General features: G+C 42.1%; 13 protein-coding genes. 9 read left to right on the forward strand and 4 right to left on the reverse strand.

The annotated features are described in order from the left end of the window. Nucleotides 1-20: 20 nt before the first annotated feature. Together yeiP and mtr are read right to left on the reverse strand one after the other, a co-directional pair. Nucleotides 21-593: an elongation factor P-like protein YeiP gene (gene yeiP, locus XPG1_RS05830; RefSeq protein WP_045958234.1), complete on the reverse strand. Its 573-nt coding sequence runs from the start codon at nucleotides 591-593 to the stop codon at nucleotides 21-23. A 128-nt stretch (nucleotides 594-721) separates the two neighbouring features. Then, a complete protein-coding gene (mtr, locus tag XPG1_RS05835; protein WP_045958235.1) occupies nucleotides 722-1,966 on the reverse strand; it encodes a tryptophan permease in 1,245 nt (414 codons plus the stop codon). Between the two features lie 282 nt (nucleotides 1,967-2,248). Between mtr and fruK the strand changes: the two genes are divergently transcribed. Beyond that, on the forward strand, nucleotides 2,249-3,187 hold the full coding sequence (gene fruK, locus XPG1_RS05840) for a 1-phosphofructokinase (RefSeq protein ID WP_045958236.1): 939 nt from the start codon (nucleotides 2,249-2,251) through the stop codon (nucleotides 3,185-3,187). Here fruK and nfo read toward each other — a convergent pair. Both nfo and XPG1_RS05850 read right to left on the reverse strand, forming a co-directional pair. Continuing rightward, nucleotides 3,170-4,030, reverse strand: a complete 861-nt coding sequence (nfo, locus tag XPG1_RS05845) for a deoxyribonuclease IV (RefSeq protein WP_045958237.1) — start codon at nucleotides 4,028-4,030, stop codon at nucleotides 3,170-3,172. The genes fruK and nfo overlap by 18 nt on opposite strands. 107 nt (nucleotides 4,031-4,137) lie before the next feature. Beyond that, the gene (locus XPG1_RS05850) at nucleotides 4,138-5,220 is read right to left on the reverse strand and encodes a YeiH family protein (protein WP_045958238.1); all 1,083 of its coding nucleotides are present in this window, start codon (nucleotides 5,218-5,220) and stop codon (nucleotides 4,138-4,140) included. A 189-nt stretch (nucleotides 5,221-5,409) separates the two neighbouring features. Between XPG1_RS05850 and yieE the strand changes: the two genes are divergently transcribed. From yieE to dld, 8 genes are all read left to right on the forward strand, one after another. After that, complete coding sequence (gene yieE, locus XPG1_RS05855; RefSeq protein ID WP_045958239.1) at nucleotides 5,410-6,273, forward strand: DNA-binding transcriptional regulator YeiE; 864 nt, start codon at nucleotides 5,410-5,412, stop codon at nucleotides 6,271-6,273. Nucleotides 6,274-6,408: 135 nt separating this feature from the next. After that, nucleotides 6,409-7,896 (forward strand): amino acid permease, encoded by a 1,488-nt coding sequence (locus XPG1_RS05860; protein ID WP_045958240.1) that lies wholly within the window; start codon nucleotides 6,409-6,411, stop codon nucleotides 7,894-7,896. Nucleotides 7,897-8,172: 276 nt separating this feature from the next. Continuing rightward, on the forward strand, nucleotides 8,173-9,273 hold the full coding sequence (locus XPG1_RS05865; protein WP_173425864.1) for an ABC transporter substrate-binding protein: 1,101 nt from the start codon (nucleotides 8,173-8,175) through the stop codon (nucleotides 9,271-9,273). A gap of 20 nt (nucleotides 9,274-9,293) precedes the next feature. Beyond that, on the forward strand, nucleotides 9,294-10,379 hold the full coding sequence (locus XPG1_RS05870) for a FecCD family ABC transporter permease (RefSeq protein WP_045958242.1): 1,086 nt from the start codon (nucleotides 9,294-9,296) through the stop codon (nucleotides 10,377-10,379). Continuing rightward, on the forward strand, nucleotides 10,376-11,164 hold the full coding sequence (locus XPG1_RS05875) for an ABC transporter ATP-binding protein (protein WP_045958243.1): 789 nt from the start codon (nucleotides 10,376-10,378) through the stop codon (nucleotides 11,162-11,164). Before XPG1_RS05870 ends, XPG1_RS05875 begins: the two co-directional genes overlap by 4 nt. Before the next feature lie 472 nt (nucleotides 11,165-11,636). Continuing rightward, the gene (gene cirA, locus XPG1_RS05880; protein WP_045958244.1) at nucleotides 11,637-13,589 is read left to right on the forward strand and encodes a catecholate siderophore receptor CirA; all 1,953 of its coding nucleotides are present in this window, start codon (nucleotides 11,637-11,639) and stop codon (nucleotides 13,587-13,589) included. A gap of 732 nt (nucleotides 13,590-14,321) precedes the next feature. Next, nucleotides 14,322-15,698 (forward strand): APC family permease, encoded by a 1,377-nt coding sequence (locus XPG1_RS05885; protein ID WP_045958245.1) that lies wholly within the window; start codon nucleotides 14,322-14,324, stop codon nucleotides 15,696-15,698. A 210-nt stretch (nucleotides 15,699-15,908) separates the two neighbouring features. Beyond that, nucleotides 15,909-17,654: a D-lactate dehydrogenase gene (gene dld / locus XPG1_RS05890; RefSeq protein ID WP_045958246.1), complete on the forward strand. Its 1,746-nt coding sequence runs from the start codon at nucleotides 15,909-15,911 to the stop codon at nucleotides 17,652-17,654. The last annotated feature ends 91 nt before the right edge of the window (nucleotides 17,655-17,745 follow it).

Genomic DNA, 17,745 nt, shown 5'->3' on the forward strand with positions numbered 1-17,745 from the left:
TCATATTTAATGCTAAAAAATTAATCGCAACGTCCCATATAGCGACGTTCTGCAATATGAATACGGATTTTTTCCCCTGAATTCAGATATTCAGGAACCTGAACAGTTAACCCTGTACTCATTTTGGCCGGTTTAGTGCGGGCACTTGCCGATGCTCCCTTGATACCAGGTGATGTTTCCTCAATGACCATATCAACCGTTTGCGGTAGTTCAAGCGCCAACACTTGACTATCCATTGTCAGAACCTGCATACCGGGCAAACCGTCTTCTGAAATAAATAATAACTCTTCTTCGATTTGATCCTTTTTGAAGTGATAAGGGGTGAAATCTTCATTATCCATAAAGATATACTCATCACCGTCAATGTAAGAAAAACTGACACTATGGCGTGTTAACGTAATGGTATCGAGAATATCATCACCTTTAAAACGTTCTTCCACTTTTTGACCTGTGCGAATATCAGTAAAACGCATCTTATACAGCGTACTGGCACCACGTGCGCTGGGTGACTGAATATCGATGTCTTTAACTAATAATAGTTTGCCATTGTAGCTGATTGCAGAGCCGCGTTTAATTTCATTGGCTTTAGCCATAGGGACCTTCCATAAAACAAGGAAATAGTGGAGTGAATATTTAAGTGGCGACAAAATTACTCGCACTTAGTCTGTTAGGCAAGAGATGATTGGCGACCCCAGTAAAAATACTGGGGTGCAGGGGAAAGTTAACGGTATGTTGGCAATAAATTAAATAGAGAGAGAAGATGAGTCGTCGCGCTTATCAGGCCAAACAAGATGATAAAAACTATCAAGAAATTACCGCCAGGTACACGATAGCTGGCTTGCGGATAACGACGACGGCTAACATGAGCCATCAATGCCGGAACGATCACCGCCCAGATAGTCGCGGCCAATCCCGCAAACCCAATGGCATACAGAAAACCGTTTGGAAATAATAAGGCAAGTAGGGTTGGTGGAATAAAGGTGATTAGGGCTGTTTTTAAGCGCCCGGATTTACTGTCATCAAATCCAAAAAAATCAGCCAGATAATCAAATAAACCGAGAGATACACCTAAAAATGAGCTGGATAAGGCCATATATGAGAAAATATTCAAGAGTTGATTAACTGTTTTACTGTTGGATACGTTATCCATTTGATTTAACAAAGCACCCACATTCCCGCCATCAGCCATGATCTGCTTGAAGGCTTCACGAAGAATATTTCCCTGAATGACATACTGCCACAAGATGTAGATAATCAGTGCTATCAAGGAACCATATAACAGACTACGAGCGACGGATTTCGTATCTTTGTTATAGTATTTGACTAACCCTGGGACATTGCCGTGATAACCAAATGATGTCAGCAAGTAAGGTATTGCCATTAACGCATAGGGTAAGTAATTGGTTTCAGAATTGGCGTAATCAAATAAAATAGCGGGTTTTACCTCAATAAACATGCCGCCAATAGACATGAAAAAGGTGATCACCATCCCGCCGATTAAAAGGGTACTTAGCCGATCAACGGCTTTCGTTGATAGCCAAACAATAAAAGCGACAATGAATGAGAAAATCAGGCCTGCCCCTGCTTGTGGCAACGGGATCATATTTTCGATATTGCGGAAAATAATCGATCCACCGGCTGAAATATAAGCATAATTTAGGATATACAAAACAAAAGTAATGGATAAGCCCGTCAGTGAACTCCAGCCTTTGCCAAGTAAATCTTTTGTCATGGTATGGAAACTAACGCCATGGGGATAATTCAGGTTAGCTTCCAATATCATCAGCCCGGAGAAATACATGCAGACCCAGGTATACACCAGCAAAATGATTGATCCTGTAAACCAGACGCCTGATGTTACAATCGGAATGGAAAACATGCCGGCACCGACAGCAGTACCGGCAATGATCATAGCACCGCCGAGTACGGAAGGGCGTTGCGAATTTTGCGTTACCTCAATGGCCATATAAATTCCCTGATGAGTAGTGTTATCTTGTACTAGCGCGACGATACATTAATGGTTTGCGAGTGTAAACACATAATAATGAGAAATAGCCAAATTACATTTGTCACCTTTTACATCCAAACGTGAGGCCGGTTATTTATGAAGTAAACAATCTGAAAAGATTTAGGCGCAATGATCGATCGGCCAGTAATTTTGACTGAAACGATTCAATTTTGATGTTATAAATACAAAGAGAAATTTTGATGTTACTTATGACTGTTTATTCAGGAGACATTGGGCGAGATGAGCCGTCGAGTTGCCACAATTACCTTAAACCCAGCTTATGACTTAGTTGGTTTATGCCCAGAGATTGTGAAAGGGAATGTTAACCGTGTACAGACGGCAGGGTTTCATGCTGCTGGCAAAGGCAATAATGTTGCGAAGGTACTGCGTGATTTAGGCATTGATGTTACGGTTAGCGGGTTTCTGGGACGAGAAAATCAGGAAGGGTTTCAGCAGTTTTTTAGCGAAAACCAGATGGTCAATCGTTTCCATTTAGTCTCAGGGCGAACGCGCGTTAATGTCAAACTGACCGAAAAACAGGGTGAAGTGACGGATTTTAATTTTTCGGGTTTTCATGTAACAGAAGAAGAGTGGAAACGATTTGTCAGTGACTCTCTCACTTGGTTGGGGCAGTTCGATATGGTGGTGGTCAGTGGCAGTTTACCTGAAGGAATTGCCGCAGAATCCTTTGCGAATTGGATGATGCAATTACGCCAGATTTGCCCTTGTATTATTTTCGACAGCAGCCGTGAAGCGCTGGTCGCGGGTCTGAAGGCATTACCTTGGCTGGTAAAACCCAATCATTATGAATTGGAAATTTGGGCGGGTAAGCCATTGCCAGATTTGGACAGTGTTGTGAATGCAGCCCATCAATTACGCAATAGAGGGATTGCCCATGTGGTTATTTCACTGGGTGAACAGGGCGCATTATGGGTCAATGCCTCTGGTGCTTGGTTGGCAAAACCGCCATATTGTGAAGTGGTGAGTACGGTAGGGGCAGGGGATTCCATGGTCGGTGGGTTGGTTTATGGCTTGTTGATGCGAGAATCCAGTGAACATACATTGCGTCTGGCAACCGCAGTTTCTGCACTTACGGTTAGCCAGCCGAATGTGGGGATTAAAAGTCGTACAGAACTGGCTGCAATGATGTCAAAGATCGCGTTAATTTCGATCAGATAATGCATTTTGTTGGGATTTCAGCCAGGCAATTTCTTGATCCCAAATATCTGGATTGATCGTTTCAAGCACTAAAGGAATACCATTGAAACGGTCATCTTTCATGATATAGCTGAACGGCGTTTTACCGATATTCCCTTCACCAAGGCTGTGATGTCTGTCAACACGGCTGGAAAATTCACTCTTGGCATCGTTCAGATGCATTGCTTTAAGATATTTGAAGCCCACAATGTCATCGAAAGCGTTGAAAGTTTCATCGCAATCTTTTTCTGTACGTAAATCATAACCCGCCGCGAAAGCATGGCAGGTATCAATGCAGACGCCGACACGGTTTTTGTCTTCAATCCCATCAATAATGGCGGCCAATTGTTCAAATTGAAAACCAAGATTAGTTCCTTGTCCGGCGGTATTTTCAATAACAGCGCTGACGCCCTGTGTTTTGTCGAGGACCCTATTAATGGATTCCGCAATACGGGCGAGGCATTTATCAATATCGATTTTGTTAAGGTGACTGCCTGGATGAAAATTCAGCAAACCGATACCCAACTGTTCACAGCGTTGCATCTCGTCAAGGAAGGCTCTTCGGGATTTTTCCAGGCTGTCAGCGTCGGGATGGCCAAGATTAATGAGATAACTGTCATGAGGAAGAATTTGTCGGCTGTCATAGCCATAACGTTTACAGTTCGCTTTGAACTTATCAATGACGTCTGTCGATAACGGAGGGGCATGCCATTGGCGCTGATTTTTTGTGAATAAGGCGAATGCCGTTGCGTTTAATTCATGGGCACGGATCACGGCCTGATCAACGCCGCCTGAGGCGCTCACATGGGCTCCAACAAATTTCATATCATTTTCTCCTGTGTTTTCGTCATTATGGCATTGTTCGCCTTGTTGATGAAATCTTGGCAGAAAAAGGCAATTTAATTTGGTATTAGCCATATATTCGTGCTGAATTAACCTAATAAATGTTGCATAGCTTGATTGATTATTAACCCGCCTGCGACCAGCCAAATAAACAAGATGAGCGCCAATAAAAGGGGTTTCACACCAGCTTGGCGAATGGCACTGACATGCGTAGTGATACCCAAAGCCGTCATAGCCATTGTCAGCATAATGGTATCAACGACAATGAGATGGTTAACAAGCGATTCGGGTAATAAATGAAAAGAGTTAACAGCCGTGGTGATAATAAAAAACAGGGCAAACCACGGAATAGTCACGGGGGATTTTTCTTGCCGGCTATTATTATTTTTCACTGTCATGTGATTAAAGTAAGCGGAAAGCAGTAATAAGAAGGGGGCTAATAGCATCACACGGATCATCTTACTGATCACCGCCGCATTTTCGGCGTCATTTCCCAGGGCATGTCCAATGGCAACGACTTGGGCGACTTCATGGACAGTCGAGCCAGAGAAGATGCCAAATGTCGCTTGTGAGACATTAATCCACTGATAATGGGCATTGAGTTGATACATCCACGGATAAATAAAGATCGCAAGTGTACCAAAAAGAACAACGGTAGAGACGGCTATAGTCACTTTGCTGGCGGGGGCTTTGATCACAGGTGCCGTGGCCATTACCGCAGCGGCTCCGCAAATACTACTTCCTGCACCAATCAGGATCACAGTTTGGTTATCCAATCGCAAAAAAGTTCGTCCAACCCACAATGCCATGAAAAATGTGGAAGAAAACATAATGACATCAATCAATATCCCGGTTACACCAACTTCGGTGATTTGTTGAAACGTCAGACGAAACCCGTAAAGAATGATACCGGCTCGTAGCAGATAGTGTTTGGCAAAATGAATACCGCTGTCACAGGTGAATTTTAAGGCGGGATACAGGGTATTTCCGATAATGATCCCCAATAGAATGGCAAGTGTCAAAACACCTAACCCCATATTGATCAACCAAGGGATTGTACCGATAGAGAGTACGAGTGCCGTCAGAACGGCGGTTAATATCATACCAGGCATAAATTTTAATGCCGTACGTGGGCGATTTTTGAAAAATGTTTCTGCTCGATTTTCGGACATCGTGGCTGCTCTATATGCTTATTCATTTTCAGAATAAGCATATAGCAGATTTCAAAATCAATAAAATTGATAATTTTTATATAAGTAACCATTAAAATGGGTTAATTAGGGTAGACTTTTGTTAAGTTGGATAATACTGACTAGAATCAAGACTACCTTTCCATTTTATTTTGCTTCCCGCGAGGCCATATGCGTATCACTCTGAGACAACTGGAGATTTTTGCAGAAGTGCTGAAAAGTGGTTCAACGACACAGGCTTCTCAGCAGTTAGCGTTATCACAATCTGCGGTGAGTGCTTCACTAACCGATCTTGAAGGACAGTTAGGAGTACAATTGTTTGATAGAGTAGGCAAGCGCTTAGTGACCAATGAACATGGGCGCTTGCTTTATCCTAAGGCATTGGCATTACTTGAACGGGCTGGTGAAGTGGAGCAGCTTTTCAAACTGGAATTGGGTGCATTACGGTTGGCAGCCAGTAGCACGATTGGCAATTATATATTGCCTGAAATGTTGGCGAGATATCGTCAGGATTACCCGGATACCCCACTGGAATTGAATATCAGCAATACCGGGGATGTTATCAAGGCGGTTGTGGAATTTCGGGTTGATTTGGGATTGATTGAGGGGCTATGCCATGATCCGGAAGTCATCACACAACCGTGGATGAAAGATGAGCTACTGATTTTTTCCTCGCCAGACAGCGCATTGCTGCAACGTGAACTGAGTATGGAGGATTTGATTAAGGCGCCTTGGATTTTGAGAGAAAAAGGCTCAGGAACAAGGGAAGTTTTGGATCATCTTTTGTTTTCACAGATGCCTCGGTTCAATATCGCAATGGAATTGGGTAATTCGGAAGCCATCAAACATGCCGTTCAGTATGGAATGGGGATTAGTTGTCTTTCACGGCGGGTGGTTCAAGAGCAACTGAAAAATGGCACATTATCTGAAATTGTTATTCCCGGTCTTCAACTCAATCGTACTTTGTACCTGATTTACCATCGTCAGAAACATATGTCCAATGCGTTACAGAAATTACTCAGTTACTGTCAATAATACGAGAACATAATTGCGTAGCTAATAATTGGCTATGGATTATGAAGGTATCTTATAACCACGAATCCCCACTATTCTGGAGACGAGGATTTGTTACAATTCCGCATTAAATTTTTTTAAAAATATAGGAATAGAATGTCTCGAGAAGAAAGTATGCCACGGGATCAGGCGCCAAAAAACCTGCGCCGTGAATTAAAAGCACGCCATATGGCCATGATTGCCATCGGTGGATCAATCGGCACGGGATTATTTGTTGCGTCTGGCGCCACAATTTCTCAGGCTGGTCCTGCGGGTGCCTTACTTTCCTATGCGCTAATTGGTTTAATGGTCTATTTCTTGATGACCAGTTTGGGCGAATTAGCCGCGTACATGCCAGTTTCGGGTTCATTTTCAACCTATGGCTCCAAATATGTTGATGAAGGTTTTGGCTTCGCATTAGGGTGGAACTACTGGTACAACTGGGCGGTGACAATTGCGGTTGACCTGGTCGCTGCGCAGTTGGTGATGGGATATTGGTTTAATGATGTGCCAGGTTGGGTATGGAGTGCGTTATTTCTAGGCCTGATTTTCTTGTTGAATTTCATTTCCGTCAAAGGATTTGGTGAAGCCGAATATTGGTTTTCCTTGATTAAAGTGACCACGATTATTGTGTTCATTGTTGTTGGTATTCTCATGATTACTGGCATCATGAAAGGCGCTGAAGGTGCAGGCTGGCATAATTGGGGGATTGGAGATGCCCCTTTCGCGGGAGGCTTTTCCGCCATGATTGGCGTGGCAATGATTGTCGGTTTCTCTTTTCAGGGAACAGAGCTGATCGGTATTACCGCTGGGGAATCTAAAGATCCGGCGAAAAATATCCCGCGTGCGGTACGTAAGATATTCTGGCGTATCTTATTGTTTTATGTCTTTGCTATCTTCATTATCAGCCTGATCATTCCTTATACTGATCCGAATTTGTTACGTAATGATGTGAAAGATATCAGTGTTAGTCCCTTCACGCTGGTCTTTGAAAATGCCGGATTATTGTCAGCGGCGGCGATCATGAATGCCGTAATCTTGACTGCGGTATTGTCGGCGGGAAATTCTGGTATGTATGCATCGACCCGAATGTTATTTACTCTGGCAAAAGAGGGTAAAGCGCCGAAGATTTTTAGTCATCTGTCTAAAGGTGGTGTTCCGCGTAATGCACTGTATGCAACGACGGTGGTCGCAGGACTGTGTTTTCTCAGCTCCATGTTTGGTAATCAAACCGTGTACTTGTGGTTATTGAACACGTCTGGTATGACCGGGTTTATTGCATGGCTAGGAATTGCAGTGAGTCATTACCGCTTCCGTAAAGGCTATGTTGCTCAAGGTCTCGATATGAATGCACTGCCATATCGCTCTGGTTTTTTCCCGGTCGGACCGATTTTTGCCTTTGTGTTATGTCTGATTATCACATTGGGGCAAAATTATCAGGCGCTGTTGCAAGATAGGATTGATTGGTATGGTGTGACAGCCACTTACATTGGTATTCCACTATTCCTGCTGATTTGGTTTGGTTACAAGCTGAAAAAGAAAACGCGGTTTGTTAAGTATAGTGAGATGACGTTTCCTGTCTTCAAAGATACCGATAAAGCGTAATTCGTTAATCACTATTCGTTAATTTCTGTTAATGCAATGATGTTTATTAATTAAAATACTGTTAATTTTATTTTGTAAAAACTGTCTGTTCTGTGATGGAATCGGCAGTTTTTGTTTTTCATGACATGAGGAAAAACATAACGAAGGCAAATTTTGGTTATACCGAATCAATCGCATTGATAAGTATTATTATTTGCTTTATTGTTAGCGACAAAATTGTTGTATGAGAAGAGGCTAACTAAAGTGAAGTTTGTATTTCGATCAGTTGTGAAAGGTATGAGTATCAGTCTGATGGCCGGTTCTGCCATGATGGCAAGTTTTGCATCTTGGGCTGAAACAGTCACTGATGTTGCTGGACGTACTGTTGAAGTACCAGAGAAAGTTAATCGTATCTTGTTGGGTGAAGGGCGTTTATTCCATTCTGTTGCCATATTGGAAGGCGATAAACCTCTGGCTCGTATTGCTGGTTGGCAAGGTGATTTCCGTAAACTTGACCCACAAACTTACGCTGTTTATAAAGCCAAATTTCCCGAAATCGATAATATCCCCCTAATTGGTAATACCAGCGCTGATAGTGTCAGTTCCGAAAAAGTGCTTACACTCAACCCTGACGTTGCGATTTTTGGCCTGTCTGGACATGGACCAGGAAAAAATAGTGAGTTAGTGAAGCAGTTGGAAAAAGCAGGTGTGCCTGTTGTTTTTGTTGATTTCCGCAATGATCCTCTGAAAAACACCTTACCTAGTATTCGTATGTTAGGCAAAATTTTGCATCGTGAAGAGCAGGCGAGTGCGTACGCTGATTTTTACGAAAAAAATCAAAAATTGGTCACTGATGTGACTTCTCGTCTATCAGATGCTGAGAAACCTTCCGTATTTATTGAACTGAGAGCGGGCTCCAGTGAAGATTGTTGTGGTACGGCGGGGAATGGCAATATGGGGAATTTCATCGACTTAGCGGGTGGTAAGAACATCGCCAAAGCAGTATTACCTGCGCCATTAGGTATGATGAATCTGGAAAAAGTGATTGCAGAAGACCCTTATATTTATATCGCAAGTGGTGCACAAGATCCTGGTGATAAAAGTGCAGGGATTAGCATGGGTGCCCAAACTTCGGCCGAGACTGCTCGTGCTGACCTGAAAACAATGACCGAACGTCATGGTATCAATCAATTAACTGCGGTGAAGGAAGGGCGTAGTCATGCTATCTGGCATCACTACTATAACTCTCCTTACAACGTTGTTGTTACTCAGGTTTTTGCTAAATGGTTCTACCCTGAAAAATTTGCTGATTTAGATCCGCAGCAAACATTGAAAGAACTCCACAATAAATTCTTGGCGATTGAGCCGCAGGGCACATATTGGGTCAGTGAAAAGTAAGTCGTAATAGGTAATAAAGAATGAGTGTCACTACCGAGCCTATGCCAATGGTGAAGCAACAATTCAGTGAGTGCGATGTAAAAGCACATTATCGTCATATCCTGTGTCGACGGATTGCATGGATATTATTTATCGCCTTGGTTATTGGCATTTCTGTTGTCTTGGATTTTACAATGGGACCATCAGGGTTATCACTGCAAACTCTCTGGCAGACACTGGTTTCACCAGAAAGTGTTAATGCAGCAACACGGGTAATTGTTTGGGATATCCGCTTACCCTATACCCTGATGGCGGTAGTGATTGGTTTGTCGCTTGGGTTGGCTGGTGCTGAAATGCAGACAATCCTGAATAACCCACTTGCGAGTCCATTTACTTTAGGCGTCTCTAATGCGGCTTCCTTTGGTGCAGCATTAGCCATTGTACTTGAAATTGGTATTCCAGGGGTCCCTGAACAGTGGCTTATTTCCGCAAATGCGTTTCTTTTTGCGTTATTGGCCGCGCTAATGCTGGATGGAATTACCCGCTGGACAAGAGTTGCAACCTCAGGCGTTGTATTGTTCGGCATAGCGATGGTATTTACCTTTGAGTCATTAGTTTCGATGATGCAATTTATTGCAACAGAAGATACCTTGCAGGGGTTAGTTTTTTGGACAATGGGCAGTCTGGGAAGAGCGACATGGGAAAAATTGGGGATTATGGTATTGGTTTTTTCCGTTATTTTGCCTATTTCAATGAGTAATTCCTGGAAGTTGACTGCATTGCGTTTGGGAGAAGATCGCGCGATCAGCTTTGGTATCAATATTAGTCGTCTTCGTTTGGGGACATTATTGCGTATCAGTATCCTGACCGCATTGGCGGTTGCATTTGTAGGTCCAATTGGTTTTATCGGATTAATCGCGCCTCATATTGCCAGAATAATGTTTGGTGAAGATCATCGTTTCTTCCTGCCTGCAAGTGCATTGATTGGTGCATTGGTTTTATCAATGGCCTCCATTGCCTCCAAAAATCTTATCCCAGGCATTATTATACCGGTAGGGATTGTCACCTCATTGATTGGTGTACCTTTCTTCTTGAGCATCGTGTTACGCCATAGAGGGAATGTATGAATCAGGGGCTAAAAATCAATGGGTTAACGACGGGATATCCGAAGCATCCTGTGATTGAAAATCTGGATGTCAATTTATTACCGCGTGGTCAGATTACCGTACTGTTGGGGCCGAATGGTTGTGGTAAATCGACACTTCTGCGTGCTCTGGCAGGATTAAATAAAGCGAGTGGTGAATTGCTGTTAGATGGGCAGGATTTGGTGAAAATGAATTTTGCCCAACGTGCTCAAAATGTGGTCTATTTACCTCAATCGTTGCCAGCAGGTGTACATCTTCACGTATTGGAATCGGTTATTGTTGCTCAACGCGCCTCGGGAGGCGTGAGTAATAACCGGTTCGAACAAGAAGTCATGGCGCTGTTACGTCAGCTAGGCATTGAACACTTGGCACTCAATTATCTGGATCAATTGTCCGGTGGACAGAAACAGTTAGTTGGATTGGCTCAATCATTAATTCGCCGTCCATCATTATTATTATTAGATGAACCATTAAGTGCGCTGGATTTAAATTACCAATACCATGTTATGGATTTAGTTGCGCGTGAAACACGTCGTCGTAATATGATTACGGTTGTGGTTGTGCACGATATTAATATCGCATTGCGTCATAGTGATCATGTATTAATGCTAAAGAAAGGTCAGTTAATTGCCGAAGGTGCACCTGAACAAGTGATCACACCGGACAGCTTAGCAGAAGTATATGGTATTAAAGGCCGAATTGAGCGTTGTTCTCAGGGGGTGCCGCAAGTATTAATTGATGGTTTAGTGACGGAATTGGCGAGTTAGAGTCATAATAAACGCTATCAGGCAATTTGCCAAGTGAGAGCATTTCCGATGGGAACTGGTTGTGGAAGTAATGTTCTTGATATAGCGGTAAGCTTCGCTTGGCGAATGGAATTTTATTAAAATAGGGTGTCAGGTATAAAGGGTGTCAGGTATAAAGGGTGTCAGGTATAAATAGTGCCTTGCATTCATTCGTCTGAAGTCATTTAGTTGTGATCTTGATTTGAATAGGTTATGAAAGCTGGGTCGTGTTATGCGGGAATATAATAGCCTCCTATTTTTTTGAATAAAGCAGAAAATCTCACCTTCAGTTTTTGGTTTGTAAAGATAATTTATAAAAATAAGAATTATTATATCGAGTTGATCGTATTTTAATAAATTGATCATCAAAACATCATTGAAAAACTTTTGCAAATGTGAAAAATTCTCAATTTCATTGTCGTGTTTATTAATCCTTAACTTTTGGTTGGTCGTTATGGCAAAAATAACAAATTGGCGGTATTGCGTTGGACTATATTTTGTTTCAGTTCCTTTTATCGTGAATGCAGAAAATACAGATACGATAGTTGTGACTGCATCGTCTGTATCAAAAGAGTCTGCTGTAGAGGCACCGGCAACAATTTCGATCATTACGAAGGAAGACATAGAAAAAAAACCGGTACAAAATCTTATTGATATTCTACGTGAAGTACCAGGAATTCAGTTCCATAACGAAGGTGATAACCGTAAAGGTATCAGTATTCGTGGCTTAGACACTAGCTATACACTTATTTTAGTTGACGGAAAAAGGATTAATTCACGTAATGCTGTTTTCCGTCATAACGATTACGATCTTAGCTGGATTCCCACTGTCGCTATTGAGCGTATTGAAATAATACGAGGCCCGATGTCGTCTTTATATGGTGCAGATGCGCTTGGCGGTGTTGTTAATATCATTACTAAGAAAAATGGTAATACATGGCATGGCACGATCAGTGCTGATACGATTATTCAAGAAGATCGTGACCATGGGGACACGTATAAAGGTGGTTTTTTTGTTTCGGGACCTCTGATTCAAGACAAACTTGATGTAAAGGTCTATGGCTCATTGAGTGATCGTAAAAAAGATAAAGGCGTCCAAACAGGTACCAAACCTCAGCCTGGATTTGAAGGTTTTACAGCTCGTGATGCGAACGTTGACTTCAGATGGACCCCGGACAAAAAACAAGAAGTTAACTTTTCTTACGGCGCTAATCGTCACGACCGTGATTCAGATTCCATAGGGGATACTCGATCAGAACGCCAGAATTATTCAATTAATCATCTTGGTCATTGGGAAAAAGCAACGACCGAATTACGTTTCTACGGTGAGGACATTGACCACTACGTATCTGAGAAGATCAAATCGGAAAGTAAGGTCGTTGATGGTAAAGTTATCATTCCACTGTTTGATAACGTGGATATACTTTCCATTGGTGGTGAGTATAAATATGATAAGTTAAAGGATAGCCAAAATCTCAAAAATGGTGGATCTGCCAATAAAAAACAGTTCGCTCTGTTTGCTGAAAATGAGTGGACTATCGCCGATAGCCTGATTTTTACGACTGGCTTACGTATGGATCACCATGAAGATTACGGTGATCATTACAGCCCAAGAGCTTATCTTGTTTATAACGCCGCTGAGAGTATTACTGTAAAAGGTGGTTGGTCTTCTGCGTTTAAAGCCCCTAGCTTGCTTGAACTCAGCTCTGATTGGCAAACTTACTCATGTCGTGGTGCATGTTCCATTGTTGGTACACCAGACCTAGATCCTGAAACGTCTCAGAATGTGGAGCTGGGGTTATACTACAAAGGGTATGACGGAATTTTTGAAGACATTTCCGGTAGTGTCACTGTTTACCAAAACGATGTGAAAGACATGATTAACATCAACCGTATAAGTAATCCTGACTTAGCGCCATCTTATTCTAATTTTGTTGGTTGGACGAAAGGACGTGATGGAAAAGTCATACCTGTCTTCAAATATTATAATGTGGATAAAGCGCGTATCCGTGGACTAGAAACCGAAATTAAAGTCCCATTTCTGGATAGACAGTTTGACCTTGATTTGAACTATACCTATACAGATGCAAGGGATAAAACCAACGGTACGGCATTATCTACGAAGCCATTTAATAACTTCAACACGACCTTAAATTGGTATCCTAACGAAGATACTTCGCTATATTTGTCCGCTAATTATCAAGGTAAATCTCGTGCCGTTTCTTCAAAAGACGTGCCAAGAGGCGGATATACCATGTGGAATCTTGGTGGTTCATACAAATTAACCAGCAATGTTAAGTTACGTGCTGGTGTTCTTAACTTGTTTGATAAAACAGTGAATCGAGCTGATTACGGTTACAATGAAGAAGGAAGAAGGTACTTCATTGCTGCTGATTACTCGTTTTGATTATCGGTATTGATTTCTTCAAGCCAGCTAAAGCAGACTTGTCAGGTTGTAGTATTAATTATGACTTTTAATTAATATTTCGTTTTATATTAAAATTAGTCATTAGACTTAACATTTAGACATCACTTAAAATCGTCCCGTTAACCATATTGTGATTGCGGGATGGTTTTTCTGCTATAACGATTCTTATCATTAAATAACAAATCGTTTTCTTCTGTGTGAAACACTTGCTGAAGGCCAGCCAACGGATGAGAAGGTCTTCGGTCTATACTAACGCAGTAAGCGCTTATTCCATAAGGCTCTGTAGTGTCGTAAAAAATAATAGATTTTTAGTGTCGTAGCGCTTGCTATTTATGGACTCGAAGTGCAAAATGCGTGCACTAAAAATAACTGATGCGTAAATATGCATCAGTTATTTTTTTGCGTTGAATTATTTTTTACGACACAAAGAGGCCGGATTTTGTTCCGGGCGAATACTGACCATAAGCAACGATCATTGAAATGGGGTTGCTGTACTGAGGAATGCAAATATGGAGCAATTATTCTCTTTCGCACTTGTGCCGATTGGCGCTCGTTGCTGCAATGATGACTACGGAGCACAGCGCTCTGTTAATCCACCCTCCCTTATTTCTTCTTTCTTTTCTGTTTATAGACAGATGCGAAGTTCGCCCAGTAACTATCGATTGAGTAGTTGTATCAGTACCCAGATCGAAGTTATGGGGGATTTCGCTCATGTCGCATAATTCAATCACTCTGGGCACCAACCAAATCAGTGCCAGCCAGCGCGTTCAATTGAGAAAAACGTTGACTCTGTTTCAGGTCGTCATGATGGGTCTTGCGTACATACAACCAATGACGATTTTTGATACTTTTGGTATTGTTTCTAAATTGACGGATGGGCATGTTGCGACCTCTTATGCCATTGCGTTGATCGCGATTTTATTTACCGCATTAAGTTATGGAAAGTTAGTTAAACGGTTTCCATCAGCAGGTTCTGCCTATACATACGTACAAAAATCAATGAATCCCCATCTTGGGTTTATGGTAGGTTGGTCATCTTTGTTAGATTATCTGCTTATGCCGATGATCAATATCCTGTTGGCAAAAATTTATCTACAAGCGATTTTCCCAAGTATTGATCCTTGGATCTTTGTCGTTGGCTTGGCCGTCTTGATGACAGTTTTCAACCTGAGTGGCATTAACGTTGTCGCAAACCTTAATAGCCTGATTGTGGTTGTGCAATTTGCTGTCCTGGTGGTATTTGTCGGCTTATTAGCTCACGGCGTCCATAACGGCATTGGTGCGGGGACTTTGTTCAGTATGCAACCGTTTACGTCGGAAGAAGCAAAATTGATTCCAATGATAACCGGAGCGACGATACTTTGTTTCTCTTTCCTTGGGTTTGATGGTATTAGTTCTTTGTCTGAAGAAACCCCTAATGCAGAAAAGGTGATTCCAAAAGCGATTTTCCTGACCGCATTGATTGGTGGGGCTATCTTCATTGCTGTGTCTTATTTCTTGCAGCTCTATTTCCCGGATATTTCTCGGTTTAAAAACCCGGACGAATCCCAACCAGAAATTATGTTGTATGTTGCAGGGGCATTTTTTCAAGCGATTATTTTAGTGTTCTCCTGCGTCACTGTCATGGCGTCTGGTATGGCCGCCCACGCAGGGGTATCTCGCCTGCTCTATGTTATGGGGCGTGATGGCGTATTGCCTGAAAAAATATTTGCTTATGTGCACCCTAAATGGCGTACGCCATCAATCAACATTATCATGGTTGGCATTATTGCCTTGTCAGCGTGTTGGTTAAATCTGGTGACCGCAACGGCATTAATTAATTTTGGTGCGTTGGTTGCATTTACATTTGTTAACTTATCAGTTATCGCTCAGTTCTATATTCGTGAACGTCGCAATAATACTTTGAAAGATACGTTAAACTTCTTGATCTTGCCACTTCTTGGTGCTGCGACAGTCGGTGTTTTGTGGACCAATCTGGAAGCACATTCGATGGAATTAGGTTTGATCTGGGGAGGGTTTGGTTTGCTCTATATGCTCTTACTGACCCGAAACTTCCGTCAACCAATGCCACAGTTTACTGAATCATAGTCAGAGAATCGTTCAGATTTCTGCCAGAAAGCAGTCAATTGAAATAAAAAATAAAACAGCACCTAAGGGTGCTGTTTTTATTTACAATAAAAAAAGAGTACAAAACAGACAGATCTTATTAAAAGACATCATATAATAGATGGAAAATTACCCATATCTGATTTCATTAAGAGTGCATTTTCCCGGCTCTCGACAAGGTAAGAAAATGATATGAATGATGTTAAAAATCCTCAGAATCAGCAACTCATCGCGACTCTTACGAATATTGTGGGATCGGCTAACCTCCTCACTGAACCCCGAAAAACGGAACGTTATCGTAAAGGTTTTCGCTCTGGACAAGGAAATGCACTTGCGGTTGTGTTTCCCGGTTCATTATTGGAGCAGTGGAAAGTATTTAAAGCTTGTGTTGAAGCCGACAAAATTATTTTAATGCAGGCGGCTAATACCGGGTTAACGGAAGGATCTACGCCGAGTGGTAATGATTATGACCGCGATATCATTATTATCAGTACCTTACGTATGGATAAAATTCAAATTCTTCAATCAACGAACCAAGTGATTGCATTCCCTGGTAGCACATTGTGGCATTTGGAAAGTGTATTAAAACCATTAGGGCGTGAACCACATTCAGTGATCGGATCATCCTGCATTGGCGCTTCTGTTATTGGCGGAATTTGTAATAATTCAGGGGGGTCTTTGGTTCAGCGGGGACCCGCTTATACTGAAATGGCACTTTATGGACGAGTCAATGAAAAAGGCGAGGCTGAGCTGATTAACCATTTGGGGATCTCACTCGGAGAGCAAGCTGAAGATATGTTGGTCTGTTTGGAGGAGCAACGTTATCGCATTGAAGATATTCAACAGAGCAATAACGTTGCTTCTGATCATGAGTATTCACAACGAGTCCGGGATGTTGATGCAGATACCCCGTCCCGGTTTAATGCTGATGAACACCGATTATTCGAAGCTTCAGGTTGTGCCGGTAAACTAGTTGTTTTTGCTGTTCGCCTTGATACCTTTCCGGCAGAGTCATCTTCACAGGTTTTTTATATCGGCACTGACCAACCTGATGTGTTGACCGAATTGCGACGTCATATTTTATCGAATTTTCAGCATTTGCCGGTTGCCGGGGAATACATGCATCGCGATATATTTGATATTGCAGAAAGATATGGAAAAGATACCTTTGTGATGATTGATAAACTCGGTACAGATAAAATGCCGATGTTTTTCACTCTGAAAGGGCGGTTGGATGCGATATTAAGCAAAATCCCATTTTTACCATCGTACCTGACAGATCATGTTATACAGGGATTAAGTCGCTTATTGCCCTCTCATTTACCGCCTCGTCTGAAAGAATATCGAAATCGCTTTGAACATCACTTAATGTTGAAAATGTCAGGTGAAGGGATAAAGGAGGCGAGTGAATGGCTGGAAAGTTACTTTAAACAGGCTGATGGCGAGTATTTTGTTTGTACTCCAGAAGAAGGAGGAAAGGCGTTCTTACATCGTTTTGCTGCCGCAGGCGCCGCGATCCGTTATCAGGCTGTTCATCGTAATGAAGTTGAGGATATTTTGGCATTGGATATCGCGCTGCGCCGTAATGATCGTGAATGGTTTGAAACTTTGCCGGCCGAAATCAATGATGCGTTGGTTCATCGGTTATATTACGGGCATTTTATGTGTCATGTATTCCATCAGGACTATATTGTTAAAAAAGGTACGGATGTGCATGCATTGAAAGCAAAAATGCTGGCGATTTTAAATCAGCGGGGAGCGGAGTATCCGGCCGAACACAATGTTGGTCACTTGTACAACGCTAAACCACAACTTAAGCGTTTTTATCAACAGACCGATCCGACGAATACGTTAAATCCGGGGATCGGTAAAACCTCCAAGCTGAAAAATTGGGGGGGAGAATGTGAGTGTCAGGTGACAGGGCATCAATCTGATTAACTTGCGTTTATGACCATTTAAAAGGAGAAAAAGACAAAACATGCGGGTTTGTCTTTTTCTTTTACACTACTTCGTTCTGTTATCGCTCGGA

This window comes from Xenorhabdus poinarii G6 (assembly GCF_000968175.1).
Lineage (GTDB): Bacteria > Pseudomonadota > Gammaproteobacteria > Enterobacterales > Enterobacteriaceae > Xenorhabdus > Xenorhabdus poinarii.